A 17,318-nucleotide genomic window follows, 5' to 3' on the forward strand; every position below is an offset into this window, starting at 1 on the left:
CAAACAAAAGGTTCAGATAAGAATAATAAGAAATTAAAAGGATTTATTCTCAGTTGAGATTACATTGTCATTCAGGCAAAAAACCTAATCCCTTGAGTCCTTGTATCGCTAATTGAATTGCAATAAACCACATAACACAACCAACAAATACGTTAATTAAACGTTGAGAACGTGGCTTATTCAGTACTGGTGAGAACCATGCCGCTAAGATCGCCAATGCAAAAAACCAGACAAAGGATGCGGTCAAAGCCCCTGCGGTAAACCAAGGACGTAGCTGACCTTCTAATTGACCACCAATACTCCCTAATACAACAAAAGTATCTAAATACACATGTGGATTTAGCCATGTAACGGCAAACAAGGTGACAATCACTTTCCATCTGCTAATCACTCGGCGCTCTGTCTGAATAACAATCTCATCAGCGCTAAGCGCGGTACGAAATGCACCATAGCCATACCATAAAAGAAACGCGACACCCGCCCATGTAATTAATTGCATTAATGCTTCTGACTGACTGAGTAATGCACTGCCACCGAACACACCTGCAATGATTAAAACAGTATCACTTAATGCGCATAATAATGCACTCATCAGGTGAAATTGTTTTCTGCTCCCCTGTTGCAATACGAAAGCATTTTGCGGCCCTAAAGGTAATATCATGGCGGCACCTAATAGCGCCCCCTGTAAATAAATCGTAAACATGCATAAATTCCAATTAATTATTCAATCATCATGCATAGATATTAATGATAAAATATTATTAGTGGAAATGATTAACTCTAATAGGTCATAAGACGGGCTTATAGACAGGTTTAGAGTATTAAAACTACCAGTTAGGGAGGATGAGACAATAAAAATGAAAGAAGCGCCTATCTATAAATAGACGCATCTTTTTAAGATAAAGAAATATTATTCTACAGAATTTGACTTGATAGATACATTTTGTTGGTGAAGATGCACATCCATTTGAGGGAATGGAATACCAATGTTGTGCTTGTCTAGTGCACGTTTAAACTCTTCCAAAAGATCCCAATACACAGGCAATGCATCCCCATTTGTTGTCCAGAAGCGAACTAAATAATTTAATGAAGATGGAGCCATATCATGCAGACGGATAGTAACTCCTTTGTCATGCTGAATTCGAGCATCTGCTGCAACAATATCACCTAAGACTTTTTTTACCACATCAATATCAGAATCATAAGCCACACCCACGATAATGTCCTGACGGCGATTAGGCTCACGTGTCGTATTGATAATATTATCCGCTATGATTTTACCATTAGGGATAACAATAATACGATCATCCGAAGTTTTTAAGGTCGTTGAAAAAATCTGCACATATTGCACTGTACCTTCAACTGCACCAATAGTTACATATTCACCCGCTTTCAACGGCCTAAATACCACCAGCAATACACCCGCAGCAAAGTTACCGAGAGAATTTTGCAATGCTAGACCAACCGCTAACCCCGCAGCACCCATTACGGCGATCACAGAGGCCGTTTGTACACCAATTTTGCCCAATACCGCAATTAAGGTAAATGCAACAATGGTATAACGCACAATCGCAGATAAAAAGTCACTGACTGTAGCATCAATGCCTTTCATCGTCATCACACGATGTAAACCACGGCCTACCCATTTAGCTACCATCATACCCACAATAAGGATAAGAATGGCAGATACGATATTTACGGCATACTGAACTAACAGATCTTGGTTTGCCACAAACCAACTCGTTGCATCACTCAACGCGCCTGTAACATCATCAGTATTCATATATACGTCCTTTTGGATCTCATCATCAATATCAGTTCTCGCCACATCTAACTTTAAAACAGAGAGTTAAATGGCATGCTATGTACTGTAAATAATAGCGATGATTCATTAAAATACAAAATAAATCACTAAAAAAATATTTTATCTATTTTCAATAATGAAAATTCGATAGTCTTTTAACATTAATAAAAAATCATCAATACCGCAAAATGCAACGCTTTCATTATCGTAATAACTCATACCTTCTTCTAAGCCATCTGTTTCAAATGACAATTGGTTCGCTCGGATCATAACTTCTTCATCATCAAGTAACAGCGTATATTCATGACCAATCAGCTCCCACTGTTTTTCTCTGCCTTTAATGTTTTCATAATTTTCTTCAATGGTATCAAGCAGACTAAGGTCATTTTTAACCTCTTCATTTAGCCAATATCCAATAGCCTCATGGTCCATTGAGAATTTAGCGGAGATAGCTCCGGTGATATCTTGGAAAAATTGGTAGTCCATGTGCAATACCTCTGTTCTTAGCCTTATTACAATCAGTATAACGCGAGTCAAACGGGTTTGTTGAGTGGTATTACAAGGCAATGAACGAAAATTGAAGAACCAATACGATGAACAGCTGAATTGGACGTAATTAGGTCTATTTATCGCCGTAATATTGATTTGAAATTAATTAAAATTGCTGGGTATCTTTAAGTGGATAATAAAATGAATAGATAAAAGAATAAGATAGATAGAAAAAAGACCCCTAACATTAGGAGTCTTTATCGTAACAGCAGTAACGCATTAAACTGCTGTTTGGAAAATCACGCCATCCGCTTTTTCGGTATATTGTGATAATTGGTCAAAGTTCAGGTAACGATATGTATCCGCAGCTGTTTCGTCAACTTTATCCATAAATTGCTGATACTCTGCCGGTGTTGGTAAACGACCTAACAGTGACGCTACCGCAGCAAGTTCAGCAGATGCGAGGTAAACGTTCGCCCCAGTACCTAAACGGTTAGGGAAGTTACGTGTTGACGTTGAGACGACCGTAGCACCATCAGCAACACGTGCTTGGTTACCCATACATAACGAACAGCCTGGCACTTCGATACGCGCCCCACTCTTACCAAATACGCTGTAATAACCTTCTTCGGTTAATTGTGCTGCGTCCATCTTAGTTGGCGGAGCAACCCATAGACGTGTTGGTAATTGGCCTTTATGAGAATCCAATAACTTACCTGCTGCACGGAAGTGGCCGATGTTAGTCATACAAGAACCGATAAACACCTCATCGATTTTCTCGTTTTGAACATCAGACAATAAGCGTGCATCATCAGGATCGTTTGGTGCACACAGAATAGGCTCTTTGATTTCATTAAGGTCAATTTCAATCACAGCTGCGTATTCTGCATCTGCATCGCCTTCAAGCAATTGCGGATCCGCTAACCAATTTTCCATACCTTTAATACGACGTTCGATGGTACGACGATCGCCATAACCTTCCGATATCATCCATTTTAATAGAACAATATTCGATTGTAAGTATTCAATAATTGGCGCTTTATCTAACTTAATAGTACAACCTGCCGCTGAACGTTCTGCGGACGCATCCGCTAACTCAAACGCTTGTTCAACTTTCAGCTCTGGTAAGCCTTCAATTTCTAAAATACGACCAGAGAAAATGTTTTTCTTACCCTTTTTCTCAACGGTCAGAAGGCCATCTTTGATTGCATACAATGGGATAGCATGAACAAGGTCACGTAATGTGATACCCGGCTGCATCTCACCTTTAAAACGCACTAATACAGACTCAGGCATATCCAAAGGCATTACCCCTGTTGCCGCAGCGAATGCCACCAGACCTGACCCCGCAGGGAATGAAATACCAATTGGGAAACGCGTATGTGAATCACCGCCAGTACCGACTGTATCCGGTAACAGCATGCGGTTTAACCAAGAGTGGATAATCCCATCACCTGGACGCAGAGAAACCCCTCCACGGTTCATGATGAAATCCGGTAGTGTATGGTGCGTTGTTACGTCAACAGGTTTTGGATATGCCGCCGTATGGCAGAATGACTGCATGACTAAATCGGCAGAGAAACCTAGGCAAGCTAAGTCTTTTAGCTCATCACGCGTCATTGGCCCTGTTGTATCTTGTGAACCTACAGAGGTCATTTTCGGCTCACAGTACTCGCCAGGGCGAATACCTGGACGACCACAAGCACGACCAACCATTTTTTGTGCTAATGAGAAACCACGATTGGTTTGTGCAACAGATTTAGCATGACGGAATACATCAGTCGTACCTAAACCTAATGATTCACGAGCCTTGCTCGTTAAACCACGGCCGATAATTAATGGAATACGACCACCTGCACGCACTTCATCAATTAACACATCCGTTTTCAGTTCAAATGTTTCGAGTAGCTCACCGGTTTCGTGGTTACGTACTTCACCTTTAAATGGATAAATATCAATGACATCACCCATATTTAGTTTAGAAACATCAACTTCAATAGGTAATGCCCCTGCATCTTCCATTGTATTGAAGAAGATAGGCGCAATTTTGCCACCTAATACGACACCACCACCACGTTTATTTGGTACAAATGGGATATCGTCACCCATAAACCACAACACTGAGTTAGTCGCTGATTTACGAGAAGAACCTGTACCAACCACATCACCAACGTAAGCGAGTGGGAAGCCTTTTTTATTTAATGCATCGATTTGTTTGATTGGACCTACGTTACCCGCATCATCAGGCTCAATGCCATCTCGCGCATTTTTCAGCATTGCTAATGCGTGTAAAGGAATATCTGGGCGAGACCATGCATCAGGTGCTGGTGATAAATCATCCGTATTGGTTTCACCTGTGACTTTAAAGACCGTCACCGTTATTTTTTCTGCTAATGCAGGACGCTCTTTGAACCACTGCGCATCTGCCCATGATTCAATGACTTGTTTCGCATACACATTTCCCGCTTTCGCTTTTTCTTCTACATCATAGAAATTATCAAACATTAATAACGTGTGGGAAAGGGCTTTTGCTGCGATAGGAGCGAGTTTTGTATCATCCAGTGCTTCAATAAGTGCATGAATGTTATATCCGCCCTGCATGGTGCCTAACAGTTCAATAGCTTTTTCAGGGGAGATAAGAGGGGAAGAAGTTTCGCCTTTTGCGACCGCGGCTAAAAATCCAGCTTTAACATACGCTGCTTCATCAACACCAGGGGGGACGCGGTTGGTTAGCAGGTCTAACAAGAAATCTTCTTCACCTTTGGGTGGGTTTTTCAGTAACTCTACCAGTGCAGCTACTTGTGACGCATCTAATGGCTTAGGGACAATCCCTTGAGCGGCACGCTCGGCTACGTGCTTACGGTATTCTTCTAGCACGACGTTCTCCTCGCTTCTTTGTTATTTATATACCCGGCTGTCTGCACCATACTGACAAAATTATCATCCGGTGCCAGGTCAGAGGAATTTGCTCGCATAATCTCAATAGCAGTAAAATTATGCCCAGCTTCGGGCTCTCAGCATAGCAGAATTTAAACGTAATGTTAATTCATTCACAAGAAAGCAACATTTATCTACTAACTTCATGCCTTAACACTTAATTACGAGTGATTTTCCAGTTTAAGATACTATTTATCATTACAAAAACTGATAAAACCATACTTTTTATAATGCATTTAGGAATTTAAAGCACCCTAATTAGTGCCTTTTTTCATCAGCAATCACAAATTATATTTTTTATCGTAGTTTTATTTATATTACTAATTGATAAGGTAAATCATTGCGATTGGTTTTAATTTTTTTTAAATTTTTAATTGTTTTTATTGACCTTTTAACCCAACTAAATTACCAAATGGATCTTCAAGCTGGCACATTCTGTTGTTACCATCTATTAACATCGGCTCTCGATACCGTTTTGCACCTAACTGAGTGAAATGTTCAAAAGCCAAATCAAAATTATCAACTCGCCAATAACGTACAGTGCCTTTTTTGCCTTCGCTGACTTTTTCATCAGCTTGCACCACTTCTATCGTGAAGTCCCCCACATGCAGTAACGTAAAATCGAAATCAGGCAAATACTCTGCCCTTGCTTGTGGAAAAGCTCACTGGTACCAAGCCAAATCCGCTTGAACATCAGGCACGTGAATTAAAATTGCAGTTGGTTTTAGTTGCATGATAGTGAGTGTATTTATATGAGTGATTCAGATTTGTTTTATCATAATAAGTTACAAGCCGAGATCAAGGATGAAACTGGTTTAAAGTGTGCTTTATAATCAGTAAGTTGTGCCTCCAAAACTTACCGACTTAAACTATATAATTAACTTGAATGTTTTTCTGCTAAGTAACGAAGAATGACAGATATATTCGTTAAGTTATATTTTACTAGTAGTTCCTTTTCTTTAGCTTTACATAATATCTCGTAGTCAGCTTCTAATTGCTCAATATCCAACTAAGTAGGCTCATTATAAATATCATAAACAGATTCAGAAGGTACATTCCAATAAAAATCTGCATCTCAGTCTATGTTATCCACTCCTTGTTCTTTCATTTCATTGAAAATGGTGACTATAGCGTCTTCCAGTAAACTCAGTTCTATTTTCATATTTTAGCCTTTACCATTTTTAATTTCATTTATGTTCCTTTCAAATATGTTAATTTATTTTCCTAACCGACTGATTAAAACATCAAAAATTCAGAGTTAAATAATTATATTAAAAACATTAAATTGCTTAGTTAATGACTAGAAATAAGCATTAATAAATTAAATAAAGCTTTGCCTTTATTTTTAGGCAAATATAAAAAAAGCCAACGTGTTTCCACATTGGCTTCAATTCGCCTTGGTGATAAACAGCATACTAGAGATACTGTTTATCTATGCGATTAAAGAAAATTATTTTTTCTTTTTCGCTTTAGCGTTTGGCAAATCAGTAATGCTACCTTCGTAAATCTCAGCAGCCATACCGATTGATTCATACAGTGTTGGGTGAGCATGGATAGTTAATGCTAAATCTTCAGCATCACAGCCCATTTCAATTGCTAGGCCGATTTCGCCCAGTAGTTCACCACCGTTCACACCGACAACAGCCCCACCGATAACACGGTTAGATTGTTTGTCGAAAATCAATTTAGTCATACCTTCTGAGCAGTCAGATGCAATTGCACGGCCTGATGCAGCCCACGGGAAAGTCGCAACTTCGTAGCTGATATTTTTCTCTTTCGCTTCTTTCTCAGTTAAACCAACCCAAGCAACTTCTGGCTCAGTATAAGCGATAGATGGAATCACTTTCGGGTCAAAGTAGTGTTTCAGACCAGAGATAACCTCTGCTGCAACGTGACCTTCATGAACACCTTTGTGAGCCAACATTGGTTGACCAACAATATCACCGATAGCGAAGATGTGTGGCACGTTAGTGCGCATTTGTTTATCCACATGGATAAAGCCGCGATCGTCAACTTCAACGCCTGCTTTGCCTGCATCTAAGTTTTTACCGTTAGGAACACGGCCGATAGCCACTAATACCGCATCATAACGTTGTGGTTCTGCGGAAGCTTTTTTACCTTCCATAGAAACATAAATACCGTCTTCTTTCGCTTCAACTGCGGTCACTTTAGTTTCTAACAGTAGGTTGAATTTCTTGCTAATTTGTTTAGTGAATACTTTAACCACATCTTTGTCAGCCGCTGGGATGACTTGGTCAAACATTTCAACTACATCGATTTGAGAACCCAGTGCATGATACACAGTACCCATTTCTAAACCGATGATACCCCCACCCATAACCAGAAGACGCTCTGGAACTTCTTTCAGCTCTAACGCATCAGTTGAATCCCAAATGCGTGGGTCTTCATGAGGAATGAATGGTAATTGAATTGGACGTGAACCCGCTGCAATGATTGCATTATCGAAGTTGATAGTTGTGCTACCGTTTTCGCCTTCAACAACCAGTGTATTTGCACCAGTGAATTTACCTAGGCCATTAACCACGTTAACTTTACGGCCTTTCGCCATACCAGCTAGACCACCTGTTAGCTGATTGATCACTTTTTCTTTCCATAAACGAACTTTGGAAATGTCAGTTTTTGGCTCACCAAAAACGATACCATGTTCAGCTAAAGCTTTTGCTTCTTCGATCACTTTTGCAACATGGAGTAAAGCTTTAGAAGGGATACAGCCAACGTTTAAACAAACACCACCAAGGGTTGAATAACGTTCTACTAAAACAGTTTCTAAACCTAAGTCAGCGCAACGGAAAGCCGCAGAATAACCTGCAGGGCCTGCTCCAAGCACTACGACTTGGGCTTTAATTTCAGTACTCATCATGACCTCTTTTTGTTTTGTCCAGCAGTACCGCTGAATAAACGATCTTCCACTGGGAAAGTACACACCGAGAGCAGTTTACAGAATTGTTAACACCCTGAAAAGGCTCATTTCGTGATGTAACTCCCAACCTTTCGTAGCAGCAGCAAAAAATTCTGCCTCAGCCTAAATAAAACAGACCGGCTCATTCGCCGGTCTTATTATTTACATCACTAAACGGCGAATATCGCTCATTAATTGCCCTACTAGGGTGATGAAGCGAGCTCCATCTGCGCCATCGATAACGCGATGGTCAAAGGACAGTGACATTGGCAGGATCAGGCGAGGAACAAACTCGCTACCATTCCAAACAGGTTTCATTGAAGAGCGTGACAGCCCCATAATGGCAACTTCTGGAGCATTCACGATTGGTGCAAAACTGGTTGTTCCGATACCACCAAGGCTGGAAATCGTAAAGCAGCCTCCTTGCATATCAGACGCTGTCAGTTTACCTGCACGCGCTTTCTTAGAAACTTCCATCAGCTCGCGAGATAACTCTAAAATGCCTTTTTTGTTTACGTCTTTAAAGACAGGAACAACTAAGCCATTCGGTGTATCTACTGCAATACCGATATTGATATATTTTTTCAGGAACAAGCGCTGCGCATCTTCAGAAATAGAGCTATTAAAGCGTGGCATTTCTTCCAGAGCACGAGCAACGGCTTTCATGACAAAAACTAACGGTGTGATTTTCACATCCAGTTTTTTCTTTTCAGCTTCTTTATTTTGTTGCTTACGGAATTCTTCAACTTCAGTGGTATCCACTTCTTCCATCAGCGTTACATGCGGGATCATGACCCAGTTACGGCTCAGGTTAGCACCAGAGATTTTTTGGATACGACCCAGCTCAACTTCTTCAACTTCACCGAATTTGCTGTAATCCACTTTCGGCCACGGTAGCATACCCGGTAAGCCGCCACCTGCTGCTGCAGGCGCTTCTGCACGTTTCACGGCATCTTTCACGTAAGCTTGAACGTCTTCACGCAGAATACGGCCTTTACGACCTGTACCTTTCACTTTCGCTAAGTTCACACCAAATTCACGCGCTAAGCGACGAATTACAGGTGTAGCATGAATGTATGCATCATTTTCAACAAATTCATTTTTGCTATCAGCAGCTTTAGTTGAAGCTGAGGCCGCTGGTGCTGGTGTTGGTGCTGCCGCTGGAGCAGACGGTTGAGCTGCTGGTGCCGCAGCCGGTGCTGCGCCTGCCACTTCAAAGGTCATGATAAGCGAGCCAGTTTTCACTTTATCGCCAGTCGCAATCTTAATTTCTTTAACGGTTCCTGCAAATGGTGCAGGCACTTCCATTGACGCTTTATCGCCTTCAACCGTAATGATTGATTGCTCCGCAGAAACGGAGTCACCCACTTTCACCATCACTTCGGTGACTTCAACTTCATCACCACCGATATCAGGAACATTAACATCTTTAATTGCAGAAGCTGCTGGAGTCGCTGTTGCAGCGGCTTGTGCAAGAGGAGCCGCAGCTGGTGCGGCACCTGCCACTTCAAAGACCATGATAAGCGAGCCAGTTTTTACTTTGTCGCCAGTCGCGATTTTGATTTCTTTAACCGTACCTGCGAATGGCGCAGGCACTTCCATTGAGGCTTTATCACCTTCAACAGTGATTAAAGATTGCTCAGCAGTCACAGTGTCGCCCACTTTGACCATGATCTCAGTGACTTCAACTTCATCGCCACCGATATCAGGTACAGCAACATCTTTCGATTCTGCTGCACTTGGTGCTGCTACGGGAGCAGCAGGTTCTTGTGCTGGAGCAGGTGCTGCTGCACCCGCCTCCGCTTCAAATACCATGATTAGTTTGCCTGTTGCGACTTTATCACCAACCGCAATTTTAATTTCTTTTACCACACCCGCTTGTGGAGATGGGACTTCCATAGAAGCTTTATCACCTTCAACAGTGATCAATGATTGCTCAGCTTCTACTTTATCACCCACTTTAACCATCACTTCGGTGACTTCAACTTCATCAGCACCGATATCTGGCACTTTAATTTCAATAGACATTGATTTTTACCTCTTATGCCAAACGTGGATTAACTTTTTCTGGGTTGATGTTGTATTTTTTGATCGCTTCTTCAACGACTTTAACATCAACCTCACCACGTTTCGCCAATTCGCCTAACGCTGCAACGATCACATAGCTGGTATCTACTTCGAAATGATGACGCAGGTTTTCACGGCTATCAGAACGGCCAAAACCATCTGTACCCAGAACACGGTAATCACTTGCAGGTACATAAGTACGTACTTGTTCAGCAAACAGTTTCATATAATCAGTTGAAGCAACTGCTGGCGCATCATTCATCACTTGTGCAATGTATGGAACGCGTGGTGTTTCAGATGGATGCAGCATATTCCAACGCTCACAGTCTTGGCCATCACGAGCCAATTCAGTGAATGAAGTCACGCTATATACATCAGAGCCAATACCATACTCAGCAGACAGAATATCAGCCGCTTCACGTACATGGCGCATCATAGAACCAGAACCTAACAGCTGAACTTTGCCTTTACTACCTTCAACAGAAGCTAACTTGTAAATACCTTTACGGATACCTTCTTCTGCACCTTCAGGCATTGCTGGCATGTGATAGTTTTCATTCAACGTGGTGATGTAGTAATACACGTTCTCTTGTTTTTCACCATACATGCGCTCTAAACCGTTTTGCATAATGACAGCAACTTCATAAGCAAATGCTGGGTCATAAGAAATACAGTTAGGGATTGTCAGTGACTGAATATGGCTATGACCATCTTCGTGTTGTAAACCTTCACCATTGAGGGTTGTACGACCAGAAGTACCACCAATTAAGAAACCACGCGCTTGCTGATCACCCGCAGCCCACATCAGATCACCAATGCGTTGGAAACCAAACATTGAGTAATAGATATAGAATGGGATCATTGGCAGATTGTTAGTGCTGTATGAAGTTGCAGCCGCTAACCAAGATGAACCCGCACCCAACTCATTGATACCTTCTTGCAGGATTTGGCCTTTTGCATCTTCTTTATAGTATGCAACTTGCTCACGGTCTTGTGGAGTATACTGTTGACCTTTCGGGCTATAGATACCAATTTGACGGAACAGACCTTCCATACCAAAAGTACGCGCTTCATCAGCGATAATTGGAACTAAACGCTCTTTGATAGAATTATTTTTCAACATCACATTTAACGCACGAACAAACGCGATAGTGGTTGAAATTTCTTTTGATTGCTCTTCAAGTAATTGACTGAAATCTGACAATGCAGGAATTTCTAATTTTTCATCGAAGTGAGTGCGACGAGCTGGCAGATAACCACCAAGAGCTTGACGACGCTCATGCAAATATTTGTATTCTTCGGAATCTTTTTCGAAAGTAATGTATGGCAGTTTTTCGATTTGATCATCAGCCACAGGCACATTGAATTGATCACGGAAATGACGAACGCCATCCATGTTCATTTTTTTCACTTGGTGCGCGATGTTTTTACCTTCCGCCGTTTCACCCATACCATAACCTTTAATGGTTTGAGCTAAAATGACAGTTGGTTTGCCTTTAGTTTCTTTCGCTTTTTGGAATGCCGCATACACTTTCTTAGGATCGTGACCACCACGGTTTAACGCCCAAATTTCATCATCAGTCATATCTTTAACTAATGCAGCGGTCTCTGGGTAACGATTAAAGAAGTGCTCACGAACGTATGCACCATCACGTGATTTAAAGGTTTGATAATCACCATCTAGGGTTTCGTTCATCAGTTGAACAAGCTTGCCACTGGTATCTTTGCGCAGCAGTTCGTCCCAACGATCGCCCCACATCACTTTAATAACTTGCCAGCCGGCGCCACTGAAGATACCTTCTAACTCGTTAACAATTTTACCGTTACCTGTAACTGGACCATCCAGACGTTGCAGATTACAGTTAATAACGAACACTAAGTTATCTAACTTATCGCGCGTTGCGATAGTAATTGCACCTTTAGATTCTGGCTCATCCATCTCACCATCACCAAGAAATGCATAGACACGCTGTGCAGATGTATCTTTCAACCCACGATTATCAAGGTATTTTAGGAACTTAGCTTGATAAATAGCATTAATTGGTCCCAGACCCATTGATACTGTTGGGAACTGCCAGAAGTCAGGCATTAATTTAGGATGTGGATAAGAAGACAGACCATTACCACCAATTTCTTGACGGAAGTTATTCATTTGCTCTTCAGTTAAACGGCCTTCTAAGAAAGCACGTGCATAAATCCCTGGAGAGATATGGCCTTGGAAAAATACTAAATCACCGCCATCATTGTTATTATGAGCGCGGAAGAAGTGGTTAAAACACACTTCATATAAAGTTGCTGATGACTGGTAAGAAGCCATATGGCCGCCCAGTTCCAAGTCTTTTTTAGATGCACGTAGAACGGTCATTACTGCGTTCCAGCGAATTGCTGAGCGAATACGGCGCTCTAAATCCATGTTCCCAGGGTATGCTGGCTCATCTTCAACCGCAATTGTGTTGATATAATCAGAACGACCAGATGCACCAGCGGCAATATTTACACCGCCTTTACGTGCTTCGCTTAATACCTGTTCGATAATAAACTGAGCACGATCAACACCTTCTTCACGGATGACCGATTCAATCGCCTGTAGCCAGTCGCGAGTTTCAATCGGATCCACGTCATTTTTTAACATATCTGACATGGTGTATTCCTTATCTGTTATCTATTTTATATGTTTATATGGAGCCTATCTTCCTGCTATTTTCCAACTTACAAAACAGCGGGAAGATAGGCCCTAATGTAGTTGCCGCTTTAACTCTCAAATAGAGCTTTCACAGTAATATAGACGCAGCAGTCAGATTCTATATTACTAATTCAAATCAGGGTGTTGCTGCAATCGACGTAAAGAACGCTCTCTGCGGGTTTGCTCTCGGCTAATATCCAACAACAAATCCTCTATAAAGGCTAAGTGACGATGAGAAGCTTCGCGCGCTCTTTCAGGCTCTCTTGCCATTATAGCGGTAAAAATTTGAGCCCTATGTTCACTAACTGCTTTATACATTTCTTTACGGGTGTATAAGAACTCAAAATTCTGACGAATGTTTTGCTCTAACATCGGGATCATACAACGCAATAAGTGCAATAAAACAACATTATGAGCTGCTTCAGTCACAATTAATTGATATTGCAGAACTGCATCTGATTCCGCTTCTAGGCCACCTTCTTCTTGCGCTGTCTTAATTAATTCATAACTTTGACGAATTCGTTCAAGATCCTCTTCTGTACCGCGAAGAGCTGCATAATAAGCAGCAATACCTTCAAGGGCATGGCGAGTTTCAAGAAGATCAAATTGAGATTCGGGATTACCTTCAAGTAGCTGAGCTAAAGGCTCGCTAAAGCTTTGCCACATTTTTTTTTGAACGAACGTACCGCCGCCTTGGCGGCGAGATAGAAGCCCTTTCGCTTCTAATGTTTGAATTGCTTCACGCACTGATGGTCGAGATACGTCAAACTGTTTTGCCAGTTCACGCTCAGGAGGCAGCTTTTCGCCAGGGCGTAACGTCCCTTCGAAAATAAGATGTTCAAGACGCTGCTCTATTACATCTGATAACTTTGGTTGGCGAATTTTACCGTAAGTCATAATCTGCCATATTCATGAGTGAGTAATTATTGATTACGTATTACCCAGTGTTAATTGGTAATACCAATTTATTTATGGATTAATAAAGTAACAAAGTATTCACTATCTGTCCATAAAGACCTTGCGCTAAATCATAAAATCCTGCAAATCTTAACAATTTTTTTTAAAATTTAGCATAAATTGATAACCAAATAAGCAATTTAATGCAAACTGCTTTAACATTAAAATCGAATTTTTATGCTAAAAATTAAAAACTGAAGCGATAAAGCATTAAATTAAATGAATTTATATTCATAAAAATAGACTTTAAAATCAACTAATCAATTAAAATGAATATCTTACGATGCAAGACTATCAATATGTTGTTTTTTTGTTACGGAAACAAAACCAAACTTAACTGAAATCAATATAGATAAAAAAGCATGAAAATTTACTTTGTTATCATAGAATTACGTGGATATAGAAAACAAAATAGCACTACAATATTTCAATTTATGAGTGAATAAGAAAAAGCAAAGTCATAGGTTAGGTGACTAAGGAGCAACAAAATACTTTTTGCGCTCCTATTTTTTAACCTCGATCAAATTACACGTTTCTATCAATAAAACGCATAGATAAATCCATAGCTTTAATATGCTTGGTTAATGCGCCAACAGAAATAAAATCAACCCCTGTTTCTGCGAATTCTTTTATCGTTTCTAATGTGACATTCCCTGAAACCTCAAGTGCCGCTCTCCCCGCGGTTAACACCACAGCCTCTTTCATCATAATTGGGGTAAAATTATCTAACATAATGATGTCGGCTTGTGCTTTTAAAGCCAGTAATAATTCATCTAAACTTTCAACTTCAATTTCGATTGGAACATCTGGGTGAGCCTCGCGAGCTAATTCAACAGCGCGTTCTACTGAACCTGCCGATATAATATGATTCTCTTTTATTAAATATGCATCAGACAAACCTAAGCGATGATTAAACCCGCCTCCCATTAATACTGCGTATTTTAAAGCTGACCTCAAGCCTGGTATAGTTTTACGCGTATCAAGTAATTTCGCCCTTGTGCCTAAAGTTTGCTTCACATATTCAGCAGTCACGGTTGAAACGGAAGAAAGGGTTTGAATAAAATTCAAAGCAGTACGCTCCCCCGTCAAGAGGACTTGTGATGGACCATTCATCTCACATAACACTTGGTTAGGCGTAACCGCTTCGCCATCTCGAACTTTCCAATCAACTTTAACTTGACCACCAAGTTGACGAAATACTTCATCTAACCATTGTTTTCCACAGAATACGCCATGCTCCCGAGTAATAATCCGAGCACTAGCTTGTGTGTTTGCATTCAACAACTGGCCTGTAATATCTTTTTTATAATCAATAGATTGACCTAAATCCTCTTTTAAAGCGATACCCACCATAAAAGGGATATCAACATCTAATCGTTCAAGAAGAATTTCTCGTCTTCGCTGTTCATCATAACGTCGTATCGCCATTTTTAGCTCCAAATATACACTCGTTTTGTCTTATCTATGCTAATCTTTTCGTTTGCAAATCACGAGTGTTAACAAAAAAAAGAAAAGAGAATACTATGGATAATGATATGAAAATACATAATGGTTGGCTAAATAATGTGACTCATATCCCTTCGCCACATCATGATGAGCGCCCGACAGATACTATACCTTCTCTTTTGGTCATTCATAATATTAGCCTGCCCCCAGGTCAATTCGGTGGTTCTTATATTAATCAGCTATTTACAGGTACTTTGAACCCTGAAGATCATCCATTTTTTGACGAGATCAAACACCTTCGCGTTTCCGCCCACTGCCTAATCCGCCGTGATGGCAGCATTATCCAATATGTTCCTTTTCATTTGCGAGCTTGGCACGCAGGCCAATCTAACTACCAAGGTAAAGACAAATGTAATGATTTCTCTATTGGTATTGAACTTGAAGGAACCGATTTTGAGCCATTTACTGAAGAACAATATCAGTCCCTAAGTCATTTAACTCAATTACTTATTACCGAATACCCATTAATTAAAAGCAACATTACTGGCCACAGCGATATTGCCCCAGGCCGAAAAACAGACCCTGGCCCATTTTTTGATTGGCAACGTTATAAAAACCAAATATACAAATAATCAGTTTATTTATTAAGCGCTAATAGAAATTATAAATTATTAGCGCTTAATTACATTATGATTAAAAAATCAATTCTCTACTATTTAATAAAATAATCCAAACAATACTTTAAATTACCGACACCTCTGTGAAGCCCTTCGCAAAAAATATGTAATATATTTTAATTGCAAATTGATTTTACAAAGCGCTTTGTATCAACAATGTTAATAGCTAAGTTTAGTTAAAAAATAGAAATATGATAAAAGCTCACTTAACAACGGAGGTTTGTATTATGAATCAGAAAGGCTTTTCTCTTATCGAAGTTATGGTTGTCATCGCAATTATATCAATACTCAGTGCAGTAGCGATCCCAGGATATCAAGGGTACATGCAAAAAGCGGCTATTACCGATGTACTACAAATGGTACTTCCTTATAAAAATAGCGTCGAAATATGTAGCTTTAATCAAGGTAGTTTATCACAGTGCAATAGTGGCACTGATAATATTCCAAATGGAACAACGGGTAAATACATCAGTAAACTAGATGTGAAATCTGGCATTATTAAATTTACCGGAAGCAAGTCATTGTCAAATCTTGATGTCACATTAACACCTACTATTCCTGAAAATAACAATCCATTCCAATGGAATGTTATTTGCGACAGCAAAAATAATGCAAAATTAAAATTATTATGTGAAAAGACATTTACCTTTTAATTAAGGAAAACCATGAACTCATCAAAAGAAATCCAATTTATTTTTAAAGAACTAAAAAATATATGTGATAGACACTATATGATTATTGTTGATTACAATCAAAAGCGGCTTTCCATTGCAACAGCAAAAAAACCTGATGATAATTTAATTGCTACTTTAAAGTTTATCGCGAGTGTTCCTGTTTGTTACGATATTTGGCCAAAAGAAAAAATTGACCATTATTTCAATAAAGCAATTCATGAAGTACAAGAAGAAACTGTTGATTATCAACCTAAAGTGCTCGAACAGTTAAACAATGCATCACCCGCAGTTGATTTTGTTGATAATCTACTAAAAACAGCCATACATAAACGCTCATCAGATATACATATTGAACCGACAAAACAGGGGATTAAAATCAGGCTACGTGTTGATGGGAAACTTTATTTTATTCCCTCACCACCCTGCGAAATAAGCAATGAAATTATTGCTAGGATAAAAATACTCGCAAAAATGAACATTGCAGAAAAAAGACGGCCACAAGATGGGCAGTTCGGGTGGTATTTTGATGGACAGAACTGGGTCTTCCCCGATCATGGTGGTCAGACTCAAAATCCCATATCTAAATTACCATAGTGAAACATCACTGCTGTTTTAAATCGTTCTTGATTTCGATAACCTCTTGCTTTGATCCTCAATAATCTAA

Annotated in this window: 13 protein-coding genes; 3 read left to right on the forward strand and 10 right to left on the reverse strand. The window is 40.0% G+C overall.

The window, feature by feature from the left end; translation table 11 throughout:
- Positions 1-67: 67 nt before the first annotated feature.
- The 10 genes from argO to nadC all read right to left on the reverse strand — a co-directional run bounded on the left by argO (position 68) and on the right by nadC (position 15,285).
- Positions 68-703 carry an arginine exporter ArgO gene (gene argO, locus ACLPIE_RS20325; RefSeq protein WP_430263519.1) on the reverse strand — a complete coding sequence of 212 codons (636 nt, stop codon included), beginning with the start codon at positions 701-703 and terminating at the stop codon, positions 68-70.
- Positions 704-910: 207 nt separating this feature from the next.
- Complete coding sequence (gene mscS, locus ACLPIE_RS20330; RefSeq protein WP_430263520.1) at positions 911-1,783, reverse strand: small-conductance mechanosensitive channel MscS; 873 nt, start codon at positions 1,781-1,783, stop codon at positions 911-913.
- Between the two features lie 141 nt (positions 1,784-1,924).
- A complete protein-coding gene (locus ACLPIE_RS20335) occupies positions 1,925-2,290 on the reverse strand; it encodes a YacL family protein (RefSeq protein WP_430263521.1) in 366 nt (121 codons plus the stop codon).
- Between the two features lie 282 nt (positions 2,291-2,572).
- The gene (gene acnB / locus ACLPIE_RS20340) at positions 2,573-5,170 is read right to left on the reverse strand and encodes a bifunctional aconitate hydratase 2/2-methylisocitrate dehydratase (protein WP_430263522.1); all 2,598 of its coding nucleotides are present in this window, start codon (positions 5,168-5,170) and stop codon (positions 2,573-2,575) included.
- Positions 5,171-5,610: 440 nt separating this feature from the next.
- On the reverse strand, positions 5,611-5,865 hold the full coding sequence (locus ACLPIE_RS20345; RefSeq protein ID WP_430263523.1) for a VOC family protein: 255 nt from the start codon (positions 5,863-5,865) through the stop codon (positions 5,611-5,613).
- A gap of 815 nt (positions 5,866-6,680) precedes the next feature.
- On the reverse strand, positions 6,681-8,108 hold the full coding sequence (gene lpdA / locus ACLPIE_RS20350) for a dihydrolipoyl dehydrogenase (RefSeq protein WP_430263524.1): 1,428 nt from the start codon (positions 8,106-8,108) through the stop codon (positions 6,681-6,683).
- A 204-nt stretch (positions 8,109-8,312) separates the two neighbouring features.
- The gene (gene aceF / locus ACLPIE_RS20355) at positions 8,313-10,178 is read right to left on the reverse strand and encodes a pyruvate dehydrogenase complex dihydrolipoyllysine-residue acetyltransferase (protein ID WP_430263525.1); all 1,866 of its coding nucleotides are present in this window, start codon (positions 10,176-10,178) and stop codon (positions 8,313-8,315) included.
- Between the two features lie 13 nt (positions 10,179-10,191).
- Entirely contained in the window at positions 10,192-12,858 is a 2,667-nt protein-coding gene (gene aceE, locus ACLPIE_RS20360) for a pyruvate dehydrogenase (acetyl-transferring), homodimeric type (RefSeq protein ID WP_430263526.1), read from the reverse strand.
- A gap of 168 nt (positions 12,859-13,026) precedes the next feature.
- Positions 13,027-13,797 carry a pyruvate dehydrogenase complex transcriptional repressor PdhR gene (gene pdhR, locus ACLPIE_RS20365; protein ID WP_430263527.1) on the reverse strand — a complete coding sequence of 257 codons (771 nt, stop codon included), beginning with the start codon at positions 13,795-13,797 and terminating at the stop codon, positions 13,027-13,029.
- Between the two features lie 585 nt (positions 13,798-14,382).
- Positions 14,383-15,285: a carboxylating nicotinate-nucleotide diphosphorylase gene (nadC, locus tag ACLPIE_RS20370; RefSeq protein ID WP_430263528.1), complete on the reverse strand. Its 903-nt coding sequence runs from the start codon at positions 15,283-15,285 to the stop codon at positions 14,383-14,385.
- A 107-nt stretch (positions 15,286-15,392) separates the two neighbouring features.
- Here nadC and ampD point away from each other — a divergent pair, with 107 nt between their 5' ends.
- From ampD to ACLPIE_RS20385, 3 genes are all read left to right on the forward strand, one after another.
- Positions 15,393-15,935, forward strand: a complete 543-nt coding sequence (gene ampD / locus ACLPIE_RS20375; protein WP_430263529.1) for a 1,6-anhydro-N-acetylmuramyl-L-alanine amidase AmpD — start codon at positions 15,393-15,395, stop codon at positions 15,933-15,935.
- 272 nt (positions 15,936-16,207) lie between these two features.
- A complete protein-coding gene (gene ppdD / locus ACLPIE_RS20380) occupies positions 16,208-16,633 on the forward strand; it encodes a prepilin peptidase-dependent pilin (RefSeq protein ID WP_430263530.1) in 426 nt (141 codons plus the stop codon).
- Positions 16,634-16,711: 78 nt separating this feature from the next.
- A complete protein-coding gene (locus ACLPIE_RS20385; protein WP_430263531.1) occupies positions 16,712-17,248 on the forward strand; it encodes an ATPase, T2SS/T4P/T4SS family in 537 nt (178 codons plus the stop codon).
- The last annotated feature ends 70 nt before the right edge of the window (positions 17,249-17,318 follow it).

Origin of the sequence: Providencia sp. Me31A (genome assembly GCF_050487165.1) — a bacterium.
Lineage (GTDB): Bacteria > Pseudomonadota > Gammaproteobacteria > Enterobacterales > Enterobacteriaceae > Providencia.

What these genes read in the sequence shown, in the direction of transcription:
- argO (WP_430263519.1), bottom strand. Translation starts at nt 703, where the DNA reads ATGTTTACGATTTATTTACAGGGGGCGCTATTAGGTGCCGCCATGATA.
- mscS (WP_430263520.1), bottom strand. Translation starts at nt 1,783, where the DNA reads ATGAATACTGATGATGTTACAGGCGCGTTGAGTGATGCAACGAGTTGG.
- ACLPIE_RS20335 (WP_430263521.1), bottom strand. Translation starts at nt 2,290, where the DNA reads ATGGACTACCAATTTTTCCAAGATATCACCGGAGCTATCTCCGCTAAA.
- lpdA (WP_430263524.1), bottom strand. Translation starts at nt 8,108, where the DNA reads ATGAGTACTGAAATTAAAGCCCAAGTCGTAGTGCTTGGAGCAGGCCCT.
- aceF (WP_430263525.1), bottom strand. Translation starts at nt 10,178, where the DNA reads ATGTCTATTGAAATTAAAGTGCCAGATATCGGTGCTGATGAAGTTGAA.
- aceE (WP_430263526.1), bottom strand. Translation starts at nt 12,858, where the DNA reads ATGTCAGATATGTTAAAAAATGACGTGGATCCGATTGAAACTCGCGAC.
- pdhR (WP_430263527.1), bottom strand. Translation starts at nt 13,797, where the DNA reads ATGACTTACGGTAAAATTCGCCAACCAAAGTTATCAGATGTAATAGAG.
- nadC (WP_430263528.1), bottom strand. Translation starts at nt 15,285, where the DNA reads ATGGCGATACGACGTTATGATGAACAGCGAAGACGAGAAATTCTTCTT.
- ampD (WP_430263529.1), top strand. Translation starts at nt 15,393, where the DNA reads ATGAAAATACATAATGGTTGGCTAAATAATGTGACTCATATCCCTTCG.
- ppdD (WP_430263530.1), top strand. Translation starts at nt 16,208, where the DNA reads ATGAATCAGAAAGGCTTTTCTCTTATCGAAGTTATGGTTGTCATCGCA.
- ACLPIE_RS20385 (WP_430263531.1), top strand. Translation starts at nt 16,712, where the DNA reads ATGATTATTGTTGATTACAATCAAAAGCGGCTTTCCATTGCAACAGCA.